The following is a 19419-nucleotide window of genomic DNA, read 5'->3' as shown; positions in this document are numbered from 1 at the left end:
AAACAGGCGATTTGAGCGAGGTGTCATTGCTCCTCTGAGCTTGTCATGAGGGCCGAGAGTCCCTGTCTGCTTTCAACAATCTCTTCCATTCCTTCATTGCTCGTTTGCTGCAAGCTCGTTGCGTATCCCGTGGGCAGATCCAAATATTTCGACAAACATCACGAGTGCTCGTTCGTTTTACCGCATCGACGCATAACTCGTTCCAGTGTTGTGGTAGACCACCTGGAGGCCGTCTACGGTTACCACCAGATCCGGATGGAGCGTATCTCCTGAAAACGTGAGCGTGACCGGCGCCAGGTCAGCGCCGGGTCCAACCAGGTGTGGCCCTTGTAAGAGCCGCGAATGCTGTGGATCGCCGCCAGGCACCTCAAAGACCAGCACTTGCCCTTTGAGATTGAGAGCGGTGAAATGCGTTTGGACGTGTGGATCCAGTTCGTGCCCCACTAAGTGGTCTACCTGGGTTGTCCGTGGATAGCCATAATGAACGTCGTCGAGAAGTCGCCCGCTCCAGGAAAGCACCATGGACAGCGCGAGCGCGAGGAGTAGCGCACACACCATGCCCAGCCCAAGGGGCAAGAGCCAGCTCCCTCGCTGTGACTTTTTCGACTTTAGCGCTGACGGCCGCGAGAATTCCTGCACCTCTTCAGTCGTTACAGGGCGCTGCGTTCGTGGTTTGACGAATTGTGACGCACGCGCTGTCTGGACCGCTGGCGCTTTCTCGGGCTCGGACCTCGGGCGGCGACGCACAACAAGGCTGCGTGGAGCGAGACGAGACTCCTCTCCCTCGATAGTTGCAGGCATAATGGTTCCCTCCTTTGGATATGAGCAAGCAAAACAAGGACACAGAAGAAATAGAGGGACTAAGCAGGCAGAGGAGAGGGAGGTCACTCATTCCTAGCCAAAGCATACCTGAACCGTTTGTCGCGGCGCAACCCATTTATCCCCGAACTTTTCCAGACCGATGTGGAGGATTTGTGGAGAAAGCAGAGGCAATTGCCATAACCTAGTGGTCTGACCATCACCATGTGGCGAGTTGGCAAGCAGTGTTGTATCCTTGGGCTACAGAACAAAGCGCAAGGAGAAGAACGTGAATAAAAAGTATATTGTGAAACTCACTGGAGAGGAACGGACGGGACTTCTTCAGATGATTTCGGCGGGAAAAGCGGCAGCGCGGAAATTGCTGCACGCACGTATTTTGCTGAAAGCTGATGCACGTCCAGAAGGGCCAGGCTGGACCGATGAGCAGATCAGCGAGGCGCTGGAGGTGAGCACCACAACAATTGGGCGCGTGCGTCAGCAGTTTGTCGAGCAGAGTCTGACAGCTGCACTGGAGCACCGTTCCCCAGTGGACATCGACCACGACGGATCGACGGTGAGGCAGAAGCCCATCTGATTGCTTTGGCGTGCTCGCCTGCGCCATCCGGGCGCGTTCATTGGACCATCCGCCTGCTTGCCGATAAACTGGTCGAGTTGGGCTATGTGGAGTGTGTGGGGCGCGAAACGGTGCGACAGGTCTTGAAAAAAACGAGCTCAAACCGTGGCAAAAAGAGCAGTATTGCATTCCTCCTGAAGCAAATGCCGCGTTTGTATGCCAGATGGAAGAGACCTTGGATATCTACACGCACCCATATGATCCCCGGTATCCACAAATCTGCCTCGATGAAACCAGCAAGCAGTTGGTGAGCGAAACGCGGGTGCCCATTCCGACGGAACCTAGTCAGGTGGAGCGCTATGATTACGAGTATGAGCGGCAGGGTGTCTGTAGCCTGTTCATGTGCTTTGAGCCACTCGCGGGCAAGCGACATGTGACGGTGAGTGCACATCGGACGAAGCACGATTTCGCGCACGTTCTTCGTGATCTTGTTGATATGCACTATTCAGAGGCAGAGAAGATCGTGCTCGTGATGGACAATTTGAATACGCATGACTTCTCGGCCCTCTACGAGACGATTGAGCCAGAGGAAGCCAGGCGTATCCGCGAGAAGATCGAGATCCACTACACACCGAAACACGGGAGTTGGTTGAACATGGCCGAGATTGAACTGGCCGTGTTGAGCGGGCAATGCCTGGATCGGCGCATCGGCAAGGAAGAGACGCTAAGGCTCGAGGTGGCTGCCTGGGAAGCGGAACGCAATGCACAGCAGGTCAAAGCCAACTGGCGCTTTACCACCCAGGACGCGCGGATCAAGCTCAAACGGCTCTATCCTGTTCTTGAGGCGGAGTTGGAGGAGACAGCCTCTGTGTAGCTCTTGGAAATGCCTGCCTACGACTTCGCGCAAAGAAATGGAGAGGAGATTGGCATCAGACAGGGAAATGGCGGGCGAGCCGCCACCTCCCCATCTGATGGGCATTGCTTCTCTTGTCACCCCTGGGTGTAGGTAATCACCGGGCGGATCTCAACTGAGCCGAACATCGCATAGGGAATTTTCGCTGCCCACCCAACCGCTTCATCGAGGTTCTTGCAGTCGAGCAGAAAGTATCCGCCCAATTGCTCAGGCGTTTCGGCAAATGGACCATCGGTGGTCACCGTCTCGCCATTGCGGACACGCACCGTCGTCGCGTTGGTGACCGGGGAAAGTCCATCATTCGAGAGATACACCTGGGCCGCTTTCATTTCCGCTACCAGATCAAACCAGCCTTGCATTGCGGCTCGCGCTTCTTCAGGGGTATAGTTTGGCGGTTGAGACGTGTTTCCGTAAAGCAGTAGCATATACTTCATAATTTCTCCTTTTCCTCAAACCTGGACGTTCATGGCCCCGGTTTCGATCTTGATTGACCAGATTGCCCACTCGATCTTCCACGCGCGAGCTGGTCTCCCGATGTCATCGGGGAATTGCTCTGGTTACTCCTTTGACGGAAGACGAGGAAGAAAGGTGACCGACGCCAGATTCTACAATGGTCATCGCCACTTCGATCGAGCTGGTATCGCTCACTCGCGTTCCATGGGAGCCTATTTCCCGGTCACATTGCGTGAATTTCTTCCGTCACTTTATTGACGGAACACACCAAAGAAGTGTGACCGATGAGCGAAAGGGAAGAAGAGGAATGGACAAACACGACTGGCTGGCCACACAATTTGAGGCAGAGCGTCCCCGCCTGCGGGTGGTGGCCTACCGTATGCTTGGCTCACTCTCCGAAGCAGAGGACGCTGTGCAAGAGGGCTGGCTCCACCTCAGCCGTTCCGACACGACTGGGATCGGGAATCTGGGCGGATGGTTGACCACTGTGGTTGCGCGGATCTGCCTAGATATGCTGCGCTCGCGCAAATCGCGCCGTGAGGAGCCCGTAGGATTGGTTGTGCCAGAATCTGGCAGAGAAGGGCAGGACAGGATCGACCCTGAGCAAGAAGCGCTGCTGGCTGACTCGGTCAGCCAGGCGCTGCTGATCGTCCTGGACACACTTTCGCCCGCCGAGCGCCTGGCTTTCGTGCTGCACGATCTCTTTGACGTGCCTTTCAACGAGATTGCCCCTATCGTCGGGCGCTCAGAGACCGCGGCAAGGAAGCTGGCGAGCCGTGCACGCAGCCGAATGCGGGAGGCCGGGAGAGGAAAAGAAGCGGATGATCCAGGAAGCCGAGCAGTGGTCGAAGCCTTCCTCAAGGCTTCGCGCGAGGGGGACTTCGACGCGCTGCTCGCGCTGCTGGATCCGGATGTGGTCCTGCAGGCCGACCATGCCGCCGTGTCCGGGGGCGCGCCAGGCGAAGTTCGCGGTGCAAGAGCCGTGGCCCGGCAGTTCTCCGGGCGCGCCAGGGGAGTACAACCAGCGCTGGTGAACGGAGCTGTGGGAGCTGTGGCCCGGCGTGGGCAACATGTCCTCGTCTTCCAGCTCACGATTACGAGCGGCAAGATCGTCGAGATCACTATGGTCGCCGACCCCGAGCACCTTCGCCATCTCGATCTCGTGCTCCTGGACTCAGGCATCGAGCGGGCTCCCTAGACTGCTGAAAGGGCGAGAACCTGGCGTGCGTCTCAATTTGGGTGAGTGATGAAAGCTCTCGCTTACCCAGGTTCGACATCTGTTCACTCCGGCTCTGCGCCGAGGTGACGTGAAACCACGCTGGGAAGGAGAAGCCATCGTGTTAGCGTTAGCACGATGGCTTTGAACGTTGGCTTTTGAACTTGTTAAATTTTGGTGGTCAGACCACTAGTGCAGCTTCAAGGGACCAGTTGTGTAATGAGTTCCGTTTGTTCACAGCCGAAGTAGTCACACACCCTCTGCCTGAGTTCACTAGCGGAGAGCTTCCGAGCAGGCTCGACGATAGCGCGCTTGCCATGAACCCACTTTGGCTCGATGTGGTTGAGCCAGGGGCTCTTGGTGGGCAACCAGCAGGGAACAATGCGTACTCCCTGTTTGCCCATTTGAGCCTCTTGCAGCACCGTATGATTGTGCTCGCGCAGCCACGTTTTGACCTGCTTGCTCACATGCCAGGAAGCGTTATCCCAAATGAGCAGCAGGACCTGCTTGCCCTGAGCCTGGACTTGCTCGCACAGCCACTCCAGAAAATCCTTCGTGACCTGGCTTACTGGGCGTCCCGATACGAAGCGCAAACGCATGCGACCGCTGCCAGCCGAGAGCATGCCGTAACACGCCAGCGCTTGGGGATCAGGGTCGGCCTTGTCCTTGGAGTGTTCCTGCAAGCGCAACGGCTCGTTCTCTTCACTCCAACTGTGCAGAGCCGGCTGGCTCAGCCGGCTCCACCACACTTCATCCAGGTAGCCAATCTCCCAGCCGTGCTGCTGAGCCAGTTCGATCAGCGCGTCGCGCCGTTTTTTTCCCTACGGTATTTGGGATCTGGACTCGTGATCCAGTGTTTGGCACGTTGCCAACCAACTCCCACCCGTTTAAGCGCGAGTCGGATGGTTTCAATACTGACCTGCTTTTCAGTCAATCCGCGCTCAAAACAAACTGCTGCTGCTAGCCCCAGTGTCCAGAGGCTGGTGGGTTTGCCAAAAGTCCATGGATTCTGGTGGAAGATCGCTCGTAATGCCTCACACTTGGCCTGGTCGAATTCGGCTTGCACCGTTTTCGGGCGACTGGACTCACGAGTGAGACAGCCCAGCCCTTCCTGCTCAAAGGCATGGATCGCGTTGCGTACGGTTTGGGTTGCACAGCCGAGATGCCGCGCGATTGCTGATGGGCGTTGCTCACGGCTGGAAGCCAGCAGGATCTGGCTACGACGCAGAGTAAAGGCATCGTATGAGCGCAAGCCAGCTTCGATCTTTTCCCGCTCAGCTGAGCTCAATGGTCTGACATAGAGGGGAGCTTTCATGCTTGCGGTTTTCCTCCCTTTGTACAAGCGTTTTGTGTCAACTGGCACGGCTTCCGTTCGGTTCATGAGGAGAGAAAAAGAGAGCAATCCTTCTTGGAGGATTGCTCTCTTTGGGGAAGAACTGTTCACCCAGAAAGGGTTAGGGCTGCGTGATCAACAGATTCGAGAAAGCAACCTCGGTGCCTTTGAGGTACACCAGCATACCCACCTGGCCAGACTGCAATGGGCTCGCATCTGTGGCAGTCCCAACCAACCGGCCATTGACAGAGAAGGCGAATGAGTTGCCATTGATGGAGATCTTTACCGTGTTGGCCGCATCTGGCCCCTGGCCGCTACGGAATTCCTTGCCCGCCTTCATGGTCTTGCCGACCTGCGTCCAGGGGGCAGGCGCAGACCTGCTATCATATTTGTAGAAGACATACTGACTCTTGCCATCTTCATTGAGGATCGTGAAAGCATAGAAGGTCACAAGCATCCTCCCTCCGACTGTCTGGGTGGTGTAGCGCAGGATCATGCCGAACGTATTCACGAAAGAGCTATCGTCGCCGGCAACCTCCTCCATCGTGAGTTGGTAACTCAGTGTGGTTTGAGGAAACGTCTGCTGAGGAGAAACGACGGCAGCGGGCCCGTTGCCCTGATTCGTGATGTGATAAGAACCGTCTTTGAAAGCCGTTTGTTTCTGACCGAGGTTTCCAACGAGGTTTCCAACTGGCCAGTTATGGACATTCTGGCTGAGCGGATCAGAGAAGAGGATGGTGCCCGCAGGTGTTGAGGGAGCAGTTGTCGTCGCAGTTGCACCACTGCCCTTATGGCCTGTTCCGAGCGTTTGTTGGGTGCGTGTGCTGAAGAACGATGTTGTCTCAACAATCGCACTGATCAGCAACAGAGCGGCGGCGAGCACAGCGACCATTTTCGTCCACGAGAACGGCTTGCGCACGATAGACGTCTGTGGCAGGGAAACCATCGTGGGAGACATCCGCTCTTTGGTGCTGCTGGAGGCCTTCTGGTACCCTCTTGCGAGCGTTTGGTCTGGCTGGTCGACGATCATCAGGCGTTGGTGTGCACGAGCGAGAATCTCTTCTTTACGATAGAGATAGGAGAGATCCCGGAGACAACGGCTCTCCTCGCCATCTTGCTGAGCCGGGATCGTTTGCAGGAACTGTTCGATTTGCTCATCGATATGGTTGGTATCCAGGTTCGCGAATGGCTCTTTCATCGGTGCTCCTCTCGGTTGGCGTGATACATTCCACGCAGCGTTTTTAGTGTGCGGACCAGCATGATACGAACGGCCCCCTCGCGTTTGCCCATGCGTGTGGCGATTTGTGGGCAGCGCAGCCCTTCGGCAAAGCGCAAGTGGAGCAGTTCTCGCTGCGGCGCGGGCAAGTGCTCCACGGCAGTCCGGAGCTGGTCCAGCGTTTCGCTCTGGACCAGTGCCTGTTCTGGATCGTGTGCCGTTTCCGGGTCTGCGAGGTTCCAGGCGTGTTCCAGCGGAATAGCCTGAGCTCGGCTTCCACGACGGTAGAAATCGACCAGTTTGTTGCGTGCTACTTGCCTGAGCCAGGCAAACTGTCCTCTGGGTGTCTCATGCCCAATCTGGGGGCCTGGCGAGCGGCGAGAAACACATCCACCAGAATATCTTCTGCGTCCTCCAATGTGCGCGTCCGCGTGCGTAAATAGTCCAGAAGAGGCGAGGCGTATTGCTGGTAGAACAGCGCGAAATGTGTTTCATCCCAGGTTTGTTCCCGAAACGTTTGATGCATACTCTTCCTCAAAAACGATTTTCATAGAGGTGGTGAAGCCCTCGCTTGTAGATTCTCTCATAGATCGTCTGTTTTGGGAAAACTGTTACATCGCGTCGGTTCAATGAGGTCAGAGAAACGAGACACCGAGCGGGAGCAGGGAAAATAACGCACGTGTAGGTCGTTTCCCTGTGAATTGGTCGTGCCTCTTGCACAACCGGTCCCTTGAAGCTGCACTAGATGACATACTAAGTGATATCCATGAATTGTTGGAGAAAAAGGGAATAGCGGTCACTATGTAACCCAAAGGCCACCCAGGCGGCACGATGTTCCGCCTGCTCAATGTGCTCCGCATCCTCGTCTCGGGCCTCCACCAGGGGCATGCGGGGAGTCCTGATGAAGCGTGCCAGGTCCGTGGATCCATGAGCTGAAGTGATTGCTCGCCAGATGGGGCCAGGATCTGGTAGAATACGAGCAGGGGTGTGTGGTCTGCCAGGGCAAAAAAGATCCCGGTCACCCCCTGGCGGGCCACCGCACCATGTTTCTTGCTCTTTGCCCGACGTGTCCCAGGGGGAATGATGCCGATACAGAGCTGGAGCCGCAAGCTGCGCTCTGCTCCACTCCCCAGAGGGGCAGCGACAGGCGAGGATCCACAAATCCCCGATCCCCTCCGCGCCTCTTTCGTCCTCTCCGTATGGATCGGCTCCAGCGAGGCAGAGGATTGATCGCTGTGAAGGGGCCTCCCACTTTGAAGACCTGGTGATACCTCCTGGCGAGTGCAGGGTTCGCGACGCGCACACCAGAGATGGATGTGCTTCCTCGCCTGTTCTCGTGTATTAGCCACCGGAGCGCCGAGAGGGCAGAATGGAGAGAGAACGACAATGCATAAACAATTTGAGCAGGTTGTGGTGGTGAGTGTCAGAACCACTTCCCATGTAAATAAAGTCGTTCCCATGTAAATAAAGTCATTCTCTCGGTTGATACCCATGTGTGGCGTGTCAGTAAACGCCTGGGGCTCATCGGCCCGAAGGTGAACGCCGACATGGCCCACACCGTCTTCGCCAAAATTACGCCGCCTGACTGGGTCTACGCCTTGCATGTTGGCCTCATCCGCCACGGTCGCCAGATCTGCCATTCCCAGCGGCCAAAGTGCAGTGAGTGTCCACTCTATGCCGAATGCGCCTACGTCGGCAGCGTCAACCCGCAAGAGACCGGGGTGTCTTAAACTGCTACGGTCGCCACCTCTGTTACGCACAGAGACCCAAATGCGGCAAGCGCTCAGTTCTTCGCTTTCCATCCCATAGCGAACTCGAAATAGGCAAGTACCCAGATTTGTATGGCCTTCTCTCAAACACCGAGAGCATAGCGCACAATCAGGAAGACTTGTGCGCTGGCTGTACGTGTCAGAACCGGATGTAGTCCTGGCGGGTTGTCTACTTCAAGAGAAAGGGTAAATTGGGCATGATTACCAAGGTCAGTCGTAGCACCTGCCGGGTCGCCAACGTTGGGATGTTTTGTCATGTCCTGCCCATAAAGATCAAAGCCGGTAATTGTAATCGGTTGGCCTTGCGTCAAGTACGGGAAGTAATCCCGGCGAATAACAGTAGTGAAGTTGGCAGTGCCATTGACAAACGCTGACCATTCGGTGGAAAAATCATAGCGCAGATTGAAGAGCAAGCCCAGGTTAGATGGCGAGGTCTGCCTGAACAGGCTGTCTAACGCCCCTTTGACTTTGGTAGGATCAATCCCCTGACGAGCCGTGTAGCGAATATGCAGAATGACATCTGAGATGGTTGAGTAGTCAAATGCTGGATAGTTCACAGGCAGATCCAGCTTCCAGGTGCTCTCTGCGCCTGCGCCTTCGAAGGGGAGGAAGCGCTCATCGCGCAGGTTGGTCTCGAAAAGCCCACTATCATTATTGGCACTGCTTGTGGCGATCGATTGCAGCGTGCCTGTGTAGTCTACAAAACGGTCATCCTCAGTACCCTGCCGCACATACTCACCGTCCTTGAGGAGTGGGGACTTCCGCAGACTGCTTTTCAAGAGCGAGAGGGTGCAGTTGACGCTCGTATACGGGCCAACAACAGATGGCAGAGAGAGCGCCGCGCTTTTGATGCGGCGCATATAATGACCGGGATAGTCCCGGTCGTAGAGCCATTCGGGAATTGTCACCTGACATGTACCAGTGGACCTGAAAGTGATTAACGCAAGAGGATCGAGTTGGCGCAGTGAGACATGGCGTGTCAGCTCCAACTCGCGCTTATTGTTGTCAAGGTACGCCATCTCCATCCGTTTAACATCTAGATAGAGTGCTTCACCAGATAGTAAGCCCTTGCGTCCACTATCCCAATAGTTGAACTTCACAAAGTCCTGGATATCTACTTCGGGGCGCATCAATTCCTGTTTCATTGTTCGCTCGGCTTTACGCGCAGTATCGAACGCGAACCGGTAATACTCGTAGTAGAGCCGCGAAATCTCGCCCTGCATCCACAGATAGAGGTCTTCGTTGGTAAACTTGTCGTGAAGGAACTGGTCTACCTCCTGCGCATTGGCAATCTGTTGCTGAATACTCTGGTACTCGTGGTGCGCGATCTGTTCGGCAATGAGTGAGGTAAGAATCTGCCGACCAATTTGCATTAGCTCTCGGGCGGCCAGATTGTACTGCAAGATCCATTCTCCAGCTCTTCGCTGGTATCCGGCCGCCTTTGAGGCATAGGACGCAGCAAATTCTGAGATATGGGCTAGCTCGTCAAGCGCTCTCGATACCGATTGCCCGGAGTTTGCGAACTCACTACCTCCTCCTACTGCAGCGTGTCCCCCAACACCCAGTGGTAACCCGTCGATAAAGGCATCTGGCACTTCTGCCAACACTGATGTAGTAGTATTTGTAGCAGAGGCAAGCGATCGCAGAACCAGTGCAGCTGGCCCCAGCACATTGAGATCTAAGAATTCGTACAGATTGAGATACAGGTTGCCGGCTGGCAACTGGAAAGCGATCAGATCCGACACCAGTTCCGGCGCTCGAATGATATTTGGATAATCCTGCACTGGAACTGCCCTGGTATATTGATCCACAAGCGCAGCGTAGGCTTCATCAAAATTATCCTCGGTCAGTTCGCGCCGATCGATGGGTAGTTCGTCAGGGACATCGGTGTTGTCTTCGCTGAACCCAAGCAATCGCTGATAATAATTGTAGCGTTCCAGTGCAGTGGCGCGACTATGGCGCAAAGCCTCTGTCGCCTCCTGTGCTTGCTTCCACTGTAAAAAGCGCACGCCCTGCGCCATTTGTTGGATTTGAACCTCATGGCGCTGGCGAACAAGCGCGAGGTGTTCAGCATCGCCCTTCTCAAGCGCAGAAAGGAGAGCATTGCCGAGATTGCGAACCTCGCCGCAGAGTTCTAATGCCTTCTGAATCAGGATCAAGCAACGAAGGGGGCCGATGGGCTGGTTCGCGCCGCTGACGATGCTCCCAATGTCGATTCCTGCTGCTGCCGCTTTGACCAGCATACCAGGATCGATAGGCGGATCGAACAAAGCGAGTGGACGAACGACGCCCGCGATATTCATACAATGACGAATCTTGAAGAGCCGGTCGGAGACGGTGTCCCAGTAGCCCAGTAGTTTGTCGTTGCGTGGAATACAGAAGTAGAGTGTACGCCCAATGCCAAAAAGCGCGTTGGAATCCCCTGCGTCGCTACCATCTGCGCTCGAATTTGGAGCGGCAAGATTGAAAGGGAACTGACCCTCCAGATCCACCAGCGCATCACCAATCGGTCCAAGTTCTTTCTTGAGTTGTGCGAAGGTCCTGATCGCAGTCTTCCCAGGAGGTGGAATCTGCTGCGGGCGTTCTCCAAGAATATTGGCGGCCAGAACATACAGCTGAGTTGCCTCGTTGATGGACTCCACCGTATCTTGCTGAAACAGGTTGTCACCCCACGCGATCAGGTTGTCCAGATACTTCATCACTACACAGTATTGATAGGCCAGATGGCGCGTCCGCGCAACAGCATGGGGCTGGAATGGTTTGTCACGGATGGCATCATAGCCATTCATGATATCATCCTGGAACAACTGATCGTCGTGCGACAATTCAGATCGTGGAATACTCAGCAGTCGAACGATGTCTTCGATGCGCTTGCTGCCGCCTGCTTGGCGGAAAGCGAGAAACTTCCAGAACCGCAGTGGCGGATCAACGCTATGATCGTTTGAGGTTGGGTCGAAGATATAGTGGAACCAGCGCTGTGCCTCAGCGAAACGTTGCGTCTTGCTCAGATGCACGGCGATCGTCAATGGGATATGAAAGAACAATTCCCAGTTGTAGCTCGCATACGGCCCATGCTCGGAGACATCTATCTCCTTTGGGAAGGATCTCACCTGAACAAGCTTGTTCTCAGTGGGATTGTAGAGGGCATTGAAAAAGTCTTGCTTGAGTCCATCCTGCCATGTGGCGTCCAACATACCGGGCAGCGAGTCTCTGTTCAGTTTCGCGAGCAATTCGCCGACAAATGGATGAAAAAAGTTCTCGAACGTGTATGTGAACTGCGTGTCTATATGGATACGTGATATGCCGCTCTTGAGGTCCGCTACCAGCATATCATGAAAGCCGGCATTGATTTTGCTGTTTGCCATTGGTTTTCTTCTCCTTATCTCTAGATGCTACCACTGGCAATCTCGCCCGAAGGCCCGATCTGCCGATCACCATACGTAACGCTGCGCGTGGTACTCAGGCCCTGGCGGATATAGGCGTCCTCGGTGACAAAGCGCTGCATCAGCGCGGGGTCTATCACACCAGGATCTGATTCGATTGGGGCACCATCACCCCAGAACCTTGGTTTCGGAAGCGGGGTAGTTTGCACCACCAGTGGTGGGATCTGCGCAGTTTGCATAACGCCAGGAGTATCGAGGATGCCGTAGCCTCCGTAACTGCGCATCCATACCGACTGCTCCTGAGTCGTGACCAGGAAAGCATGACGGCTATCCGCGAAGAAGAGCGGCGCATTCCAGCTGTCCTGCAGTGCGTGCCTTGGAGTGATCACCTCGAAGGGGATCGGCGTCTGTAGAATCTCCCGCATGAAGTCCGTCCCTGTGACATCGCTGTACTTGAAGGCAAAGTCTTGCGTGTAATCTCCTGCGAGATCTCGCCGCCTCACAGGCGCTGGCGCAGGCGGCACTGGAGCGACTGTATCCTCCCCTCGGATCGGAAGGCTATGAGTGTTATAGAAGAGAAATGAACCAGGCCATATTTCAACGAGATGCTGCAGACCATCTTGACCACGCCTGTAGAACTGGATAGGCGTGTCCTTGATATAGACGCGAAGCGCATCTCCTTCAACTGCAACTCCCAGACGGAGTGCTGCCCGATTGAACGCTCCAAGTAAGGATGTATCCAATGTGGTCGGCCGAGCCACATCCGACGTTTTCGCCGGCTGCCATTTGCCATTATAGTACTCACTCCAGTAGAGAACGGCTTGCACCGTGACCTCGGGACTGCCCGGCAGGTCATTCGTCGTGAGATCAGCGAGTCTCCTCCCGCGAGGTGGTGTGATGGCTACATCCAGCCTTTTCTTCAATAGCCGCAACCAGAATAACAGAAGCCGATCATTCCAGACGACAGGGATCACCGGGTTGTCTTCGATGTCAAGCTTGATCTGCTCCCACGGCATCCAGTAGCCGAGCTCATAGCGGCGATAGTAGTACTTACGATGGGCGCCAGCCGTGCGGGCCACGAGGTGTATGATCTCGTCCTGTTTGTTGGTCGGCTCTACATAGTACATGCCGCACGGCTCCAATTTGGCAACTTCCTCCATCTTCGACAGATAGTTGAGTAGCGTGGTCGTGGCAGAGTCCTCGGTGATGTCGCTTTGCAGCAGTTCGCTCTCGATTTCCTTGAAGAAGGGGGATTTGTCGTCGCGCAATTCGGGCTCTAGCCAGTTCTCAGGATAGAGATATACCTTGCGATTTGCCTCCCAGACTCGATAGCGCTTCATCCATTGCCACTGTTTGGCGTTGATGGCTGCAGGAGAAACGCGCGGCTCCAGGTTCATGAGGCAGCGTTCAATGAAAAGCTGAACCGATGAGAGCGCGTGGCGGATGCGCGAGGTCTGCATGCACGGGTCCATCTGAACATCCATTAAAAAGTATTCGAACAGTTTGTCTGGTGTATCGATGTGGGTGCTTTCAGGGTAAGACCGCATCTGGTGCAGAATGTAGGTTACCAGCGCATCCCGTTGCAAACTGCGCATCTCGTCGTTGATCGGCCGTATAACGTCTCGCCAGCTGGCAGCATCGTAGCGGGCATCCAGTGCCGCTTGCAGAGTGCGCACCATATCGCCTGTCGGCTCGTTCGTGGTTGCCTGGATCAGCGCTTTGGCTGAAATGCCCATCTTCTGAATGAGCGCAAAAGCGGCATAGATACGGCGAAACAGGTCGAATTGTCCAGGCCCTGTAAGGTTGCCACCAAGATGGGTCAGCACAGCATTAAATGAGGTTTGATTCCAGCGTGTGATGGTGAAGAGCAGGCTATCCGTGTTCTTCGTCACCATCACTGGGTCTTTCAGGATAGCCAGGAACGACTCGTCACCAGGCGAGATGTCTGCCTTGATGCGAGCAAAATCCAGTAGAGCACGTAAAGGTGTGAGCAGCGCGGCGTTCAAGTTCTTAGCGATGGCGGCATCCACCGGATTTGCGAGATGGATGTTGTCGGAATTCGGCAAGGCATTGAGCCAGCCCTGACCGTTGCTGTCGATTTGCCCCTGCGCATTAATGCGGTAATCGGCCTGTGTGGCAAAGTAGGCCATTTCGTTACTAGTCAGGCCGAGGTCCGCCGTCAGGGATGCGACTTTGAGGAAGCGGACATAGCTTTCCTTGAACGCCTCGAATAACACCAACGGATAAAGATAGCGCGCGGGAATCACGGCGCGTCCCTGCCCCTTCGGCTCCCACTCCCACTGCATACGTACGATATCTCGCACCTTCTCTACCGTCAAAGCGAACGCATAGAGCGCTCCTGCTCGCAATTCTAGCGGTTCCGTGTTATGCCAGAATGTTGCATCTTGCGCGAGTGAGACTTGCTTATCGTCCAGTGCCAGCTTTACGGTTGCGCCAGCGCCCACTTCGAGATACAGATTGAAGAACCCGCTCTCCGGCGCTTCAAGATAACCGCGCCAGATGCCAGAGATGGCGGTCCCCGGTGTCGGATTCTCAGGCAATGGATTGCCAGCCCCGCCGACCAGCGGAGAATAATTAACCTGCGGGGCATTACTGGGAGCGGGGATAGTGGCTCCCATGGCCGTGTCGCTGGCATAAAATTGCACGGAAAGTCCCTGCGTCTCCAGGGCGAGGAAGTCGTTCAGCGCGGGCTGGTCGTTGTGACCGGCAGCATGCATAGGGAAGGGAGTGGTGGAAGGGTCCAGGAAAGTTTGCGTGCGAGCCAAGTCGGTATTTGCCACCGCGCTCACCGCCTGAAGGGCCTGCTGCCGCTTCTCGCGCTCCACCAGCTCGGGCAGAATCATTTTGAGTAGCTGGGAGCGCTTTTCCGCTCCCATGTGAGTGGTATCCGCGACATAGGTATCATAGGGGGACCGCAGTTCCGCGTAGCGGGCGAAAAAGGGGTTGATAACAGCTTGATTCTTGTTGTACAAATCATCCACGGCGGCCGCGAACGCCGCTGATCCGGTTCCGGCAGCCGCCTTGATCGCATCCCGCGTCCCAGTCGTAAGCACACTAGAAAATGAGAGCCGCTTGCGGAAATCGTCGTAGGCAATTTTAGGAATTCCAGCGTCTGACTTGCCCGCCGCATTCTCGATCGCCTGTCGGACTGTGCCCGATAGCAGTATCCCATCCGGATCACTAAACTCAACCTCCACCGTCAGAGTATCGTTAAGAAGGCCAAAGAAAAACGTGGCAGCGTCGGTTCCGTAGACCATCGCCATCCGGGCCTGCGCAATAGCGCCATCAGGATCGTCAACAACAGCGAACGCGGTCTCGATGGCAGCGAAGTCGAGGCGCAGCATACGGGCAAAGGCAGCAACCTGCGCCGGGTCGGGCACGGACTTGCTGCTCAAGTCCTGATTCCAGATCAGATACAGCGCCGCGGCAGACTTGAACGCTCGCTCCTTCATCGACTGCACCAGCTCGATAAGTTGCGAGATCGCGGGGTGCGTCGGATCTGGTGCAGCAAATGGGTCGAGGCCGGTGAGTTGAGTCAACAATAAGAACTCGCGGACGCTGAGTTTTAATTTGCGTGCGAGCCAGCCTCGGCGGAAAATCGCGCTGATGTTGGGAATTGTCAGTGCTGTGTTTGCGTTATAGTCGAGTGCAGAGACGATGAGATCATACTCTTCCGCGGTCTGGTTGAACGCCGACCGCAACGCCTCGGCGTGGTCAGCCAGTTTCTTTGTCGCATCGGTGAGGAACTCCCCGTAGCCATTATCAGCGAACACGGGATCTTGTTTCAAGAGTGCCGCGTTGAGAAACATCTGGCGGTAGAGCGCAGTGCTGCCCCGGATACCAATATCGGACCAGCACGCCAGCAACGGCAGAAGATCGCGTTCCATCGTCAGGTTCAACGCCTTCATCGCACGGGTAAGCACGCCGAGACGAGGAAGCAGCATCAAAAAGCCGGTATCTAGCTTGCTAACATCGTCGATGTCGCTGGCAGCAAGGGGTGCCATATCCACCCGATAGAACGCACAGATCATGGCATCGGTCTGCTCCATCGTCCAACCAGTTTTTTTCCACAGGCGCAGAAAGCGCAGGAGGCGGACGAACTCGACCTTACTAATGTTCTGAGTCATTCTGGCTGGATCGGCAAAGCGAAAAGCCAGCTTGTCAAAGTTGAAACCGCTCGAGGTATCACGGCAGGTCCAGGCGACCGTCCCATCGCTACATGTATTTCCAGGAGTGGTAGGCCACTGTGGCTCAGAGTTGGCCGATACGCCGGGTGTCGTACACTCGAAATACAACGTGGGCGCCACCTGTGCTGCCGCCGTTGGCCGTATACAATCACCAATAGCATGAACCGTTGCAGCGGCCCAGATACCAGTTGGCAGCGCGAGCGTAATCAGTCCCATGATGCGAGCATAGTTATCAGCGTTTTTCACCCATGTGCGGATTGGCGTAAAGTTATCTTTCGGAGCATTGGGATCGCCAACGTATGCTGCAGGATCTGGTGGTACCGCAAGGGCAATCAGCAGCTGATCAAAATCAGCATCTGTGATCGTGCCATCTTTCAGGGCCTTGAGGGTGGCGAATGGGACACCTAAGCGTTCCAGTTTCGGCAGCAGGTCGCTGCTCGGGTTGATGAAACGCGTCTTGAGGACTGAAACCAGGTCTTCATAGCTAATTCCAACTCGACGGGCGAACTGTTCCGCATTGGATAGGCCCGCAATGACATCAGCGTCCAATGTCCCACTGAGAAAATTGTACATCCGCCATAGGGGGGCCGCGTTGGCGTCGGTCAAGATCTCGTATTCGGCTCGCGAGAGGCTAATCTCTTCCATCAGGATATCGCGCCAACCATAGGGATTAGCCCCGCGCTCAAGGTCTTCGGTCTTGCGCAGGCACTCCATCGCCAGCGGTAGCGGAACCTCAAACTTATTGAAATAGCGGCGCAGGTTTTCTAACGGCTGGTGAAACGGCAAAGAAAGCGGGAAACGTTCATTATACAGAATTGTGTACGCCGCATCTATCACGAACTGTGGGCTTGCCAGCAGATCTTCAGACGCGCTATCGTTTGTGTCGTGTCCAAGGTAGCCATTCAGTGAGAGTTGTTGTTGGTTGTTGGCAATAAAGTATTCCATTGTCTCGTTGACAACGTCGATGTATGGCAGAGCAGTGTTGGTGTTCTCACATGTCAGCGGGAGGTGTTCGATGTCCGGGCGGCGCGAGAGCAGGACATTCAACGGCGAAATCTCTGTACCCTGAGGTTGATGTGCCGCATTCCATACATCTTGATTTGCAAACGGATACGGAGCGCCACCATGTTGCGCGCGCCAGTTGGCACAGAAATCATTCCATTCCTGGTCATCAGCATGCAGGAAGAGCAGCAGGTCAACCAGGTAAGCAGCGGGCGAGAGAATAGAGCGGCAGTGCTCACACGCGCAAAAATCCATCGAGCCGAACAGCCGCTCCAGCGTCGCAGTAGCGATGACATCGTCCGCATTAGACGGCGCGGGATCCAAAATGCTGGGTGGACTGTGAACACCGATCGCGGGTGCGGTGCGTGCATTCAAGTAGCTGAGAGTAATGTTGAGTACGGTGTTATGGATCTGTACTGACTTGTCATAGGTCAGCGCGGCATGATCTGCCCCGCCTACATCCGCCGCGAAGCTCTGAACAAATGTTTCTTTGTCGTAGCGCACAACATGATAAGCAGCGTCAATCCCGCGCTTCATCAGCCCAATCATCGCCTGATCGCCTGGCGCAATCTGGTACACGCGCTGCAGCCGCTTCACTTGCTGGACGATCTCACTGGCGACCTGCACATTATTCTGGGCGATGTACTGCTCAACCGGTTGCACTCCGATCTCGAATTTGCCTTGATGCTCGGTTAAAAACGCATGCACCTGGTCAGAGACGCCAGTTGCCGCGCCTGTGAGGGGTAACTCGCCGCTTTTGACCATCTGTGCCACAGCCGCCGTCGGATAGCTCAGGCGCACCTGTGCCGCAAGAAAATCGGCGTAATTCGCCCGCTTCGCCTCCGGCGTGTCACCGGGGATCTCCTTCGGAATGGGAGTGGTCGTGGTCAACAACTCGCTCCATCTGGCGGCGCGGTGATAGCCCGCCTGCGCCAGTAGGAGTGGGTCAGACAACCCTTGACTCCCTCCTACTCTATGCAGCACCTGCATGAGCGAGGCGTTATTGATGGTAAGAAAGGCCAGCTTGCCATCCAGTTGCAGGCGCTGGGCCGTGTCCTGTCCAAATGTCGTGCCGACGGCCTGCCAGAAGGCTGCCGGGTCGGTGCGGTTTGCCGTGTAGAGCGTAGCGAATTGCTGTTGCTGGGCGTCGGTGAGGCGAGAGGAAACCAGCAGATCCTTGAGCGAGGACACGCCTGTCAGGGCGGGACCATTCAGCAGTTTCTGGGCGCTGAGAGCCTGGAACTGCCTCACGGCCGATGGAATCGTGCTGGTGGTGGAAAGCGGAATCACGCCTTGTTCGGCAGCCTTGTTCCAGATCGCTGTCAGTGTCTGAGCATCGGTATGATAGAGGATATCTTCGTTGGCGGGCAGCCCGGCGCGGAATAGCGCATAGAAAAAGGCCGGCGGAATTGCCAGGCCCGCGCCACCTGCCGGGACGGTCCTGGCACTGAACTGATCTGCCAGAGCGGCGAGCGCCACGGGGCGGGCGTCCCAGCCGGACTTGTTGGCAAGATAGGTGATGTCCTGGCGCTCATCGGTTTCCTGCAGATCACGCAGGTTGCCCTGGAAATAGGTGGAGAGCGTCCCGGTCAGGGTCTCGTGCTCGGATGCCAGCGCGGCATCCGCCTCATCGGGCAAGACCACGTTCAGCGTTTCGACGTTTGAAGCATTGTAGCGCACTTCTGAAGCGCCCAGAAACTTATCGCCCAGGAGAACGCGCGCTTGCAGGTCGGCCTTTTGCTTGGGGCCAGAATAAGAGAAGGCGGCGTGATAACTGCCATCATCAGTGGTCGATACTTCGGTGAGTTGCACATCCGCCCCAACATTCTTATCCACAATCTGGACGAGCAGCCCGCCAACGCCGGCACGTGAGCGGCTAGCGACCCTGCCATCGACGCGATAGAGCGGCGCCTCGCGGGGTACGGTCAAGTTGACAATTTCGACTGGCTTTGCGGCCTCGAGCTTTGCGTCAACACGTAGTTTGCTATCAGAATCGAAGGCCGCCACGCGCAACTTCGTACCATTGAGGCCCAATGCTGAGTCGTAGCTGATGGTGTAGCGTCCCTCGGGGTCGGTGGAATCTTCGCCCAAACGGATACTCCCCTGGTCAGCCTCATAGAACAGGATCACTGTGCCTCTGAACGGCGCGCGATCGTCCTGCACCACCTGCCCGGCAATCATCGGCTTCTGGCCGTTCTGCTCAGCATCCAACGCACCCAGATCCTTCAGCATCTGGTTAAGGGCAGCCGCTGTCGGCGCATCCACCGCACCTGTTGACTGCTGCAAGTGTTGCTGCTGCTGAAAAAGAGCAACTGCTTTAGAGGTGCCATCTTTGTAGGTTTGGGCTTGCTGCTCCTGGGAGAGCAAATTCTTGAACGTCTGGGCCTCGGCTGCCGAAAGCTGGATGCGGCCCTTGTCGATCAGCAACAGGAGCGCATCCTGCAAATTTGCCACGTCCGTATCATGGTCGCCAAACTTGAGTGGTGAGATCACTGGTTTCATTTCAATCGCCCTCCTTAGGAGACTTGGATTGCAAATCGAGAGGCAGTCAATA

At 55.8% G+C, this 19419-nt stretch carries 12 protein-coding genes and 1 pseudogene; 3 read left to right on the top strand and 10 right to left on the bottom strand.

Going from position 1 to position 19419, the window contains the following annotated elements; translation table 11 throughout:
• Positions 1 to 177: 177 nt before the first annotated feature.
• On the bottom strand, positions 178 to 801 hold the full coding sequence (locus tag JMJ16_RS49660; protein WP_201393769.1) for a hypothetical protein: 624 nt from the start codon (positions 799 to 801) through the stop codon (positions 178 to 180).
• A gap of 343 nt (positions 802 to 1144) precedes the next feature.
• Between JMJ16_RS49660 and JMJ16_RS49655 the strand changes: the two are divergent.
• Positions 1145 to 2246, top strand: a pseudogene (locus JMJ16_RS49655) (IS630 family transposase).
• A gap of 116 nt (positions 2247 to 2362) precedes the next feature.
• Here the strand turns inward: JMJ16_RS49655 and JMJ16_RS49650 are convergent.
• Positions 2363 to 2719, bottom strand: coding sequence for a YciI family protein (locus JMJ16_RS49650; RefSeq protein ID WP_201393767.1), 357 nt, complete (start codon positions 2717 to 2719; stop codon positions 2363 to 2365).
• A gap of 326 nt (positions 2720 to 3045) precedes the next feature.
• Between JMJ16_RS49650 and JMJ16_RS49645 the strand changes: the two genes are divergently transcribed.
• On the top strand, positions 3046 to 3936 hold the full coding sequence (locus JMJ16_RS49645; RefSeq protein WP_236602096.1) for a sigma-70 family RNA polymerase sigma factor: 891 nt from the start codon (positions 3046 to 3048) through the stop codon (positions 3934 to 3936).
• 218 nt (positions 3937 to 4154) lie between these two features.
• Here the strand turns inward: JMJ16_RS49645 and JMJ16_RS49640 are convergent, their stop codons facing one another.
• The 6 genes from JMJ16_RS49640 to JMJ16_RS49620 all read right to left on the bottom strand — a co-directional run bounded on the left by JMJ16_RS49640 (position 4155) and on the right by JMJ16_RS49620 (position 7664).
• Positions 4155 to 4637 carry a transposase gene (locus tag JMJ16_RS49640; protein ID WP_236602095.1) on the bottom strand — a complete coding sequence of 161 codons (483 nt, stop codon included), beginning with the start codon at positions 4635 to 4637 and terminating at the stop codon, positions 4155 to 4157.
• A 113-nt stretch (positions 4638 to 4750) separates the two neighbouring features.
• Positions 4751 to 5269 carry a helix-turn-helix domain-containing protein gene (locus tag JMJ16_RS49635; protein ID WP_201393763.1) on the bottom strand — a complete coding sequence of 173 codons (519 nt, stop codon included), beginning with the start codon at positions 5267 to 5269 and terminating at the stop codon, positions 4751 to 4753.
• Between the two features lie 139 nt (positions 5270 to 5408).
• On the bottom strand, positions 5409 to 6485 hold the full coding sequence (locus JMJ16_RS49630) for a hypothetical protein (protein ID WP_201377400.1): 1077 nt from the start codon (positions 6483 to 6485) through the stop codon (positions 5409 to 5411).
• On the bottom strand, positions 6482 to 6802 hold the full coding sequence (locus tag JMJ16_RS49625; RefSeq protein WP_236602140.1) for an RNA polymerase sigma factor: 321 nt from the start codon (positions 6800 to 6802) through the stop codon (positions 6482 to 6484). Before JMJ16_RS49625 ends, JMJ16_RS49630 begins: the two co-directional genes overlap by 4 nt.
• An 11-nt stretch (positions 6803 to 6813) precedes the next feature.
• Positions 6814 to 7029 (bottom strand): hypothetical protein, encoded by a 216-nt coding sequence (locus JMJ16_RS55480; protein WP_236602094.1) that lies wholly within the window; start codon positions 7027 to 7029, stop codon positions 6814 to 6816.
• A gap of 227 nt (positions 7030 to 7256) precedes the next feature.
• A complete protein-coding gene (locus JMJ16_RS49620; RefSeq protein ID WP_201393761.1) occupies positions 7257 to 7664 on the bottom strand; it encodes a hypothetical protein in 408 nt (135 codons plus the stop codon).
• A gap of 386 nt (positions 7665 to 8050) precedes the next feature.
• On the opposite strand from JMJ16_RS49620, the gene JMJ16_RS49615 reads away from it, so the two are divergent.
• On the top strand, positions 8051 to 8233 hold the full coding sequence (locus tag JMJ16_RS49615) for a hypothetical protein (RefSeq protein ID WP_201393759.1): 183 nt from the start codon (positions 8051 to 8053) through the stop codon (positions 8231 to 8233).
• Positions 8234 to 8355: 122 nt separating this feature from the next.
• Here JMJ16_RS49615 and JMJ16_RS49610 read toward each other — a convergent pair whose 3' ends face one another.
• Together JMJ16_RS49610 and JMJ16_RS49605 are read right to left on the bottom strand one after the other, a co-directional pair.
• Positions 8356 to 11637 carry a hypothetical protein gene (locus JMJ16_RS49610; protein WP_201393757.1) on the bottom strand — a complete coding sequence of 1094 codons (3282 nt, stop codon included), beginning with the start codon at positions 11635 to 11637 and terminating at the stop codon, positions 8356 to 8358.
• 20 nt (positions 11638 to 11657) lie between these two features.
• Positions 11658 to 19367 carry a neuraminidase-like domain-containing protein gene (locus JMJ16_RS49605; RefSeq protein WP_201393755.1) on the bottom strand — a complete coding sequence of 2570 codons (7710 nt, stop codon included), beginning with the start codon at positions 19365 to 19367 and terminating at the stop codon, positions 11658 to 11660.
• Positions 19368 to 19419 lie beyond the last annotated feature (52 nt).

It is taken from the genome of Ktedonobacter sp. SOSP1-52 (assembly GCF_016587395.1).
The sequence above is the reverse complement of the archived record's forward strand: the minus strand, read 5'-3'. Positions and strand labels throughout refer to the sequence as shown.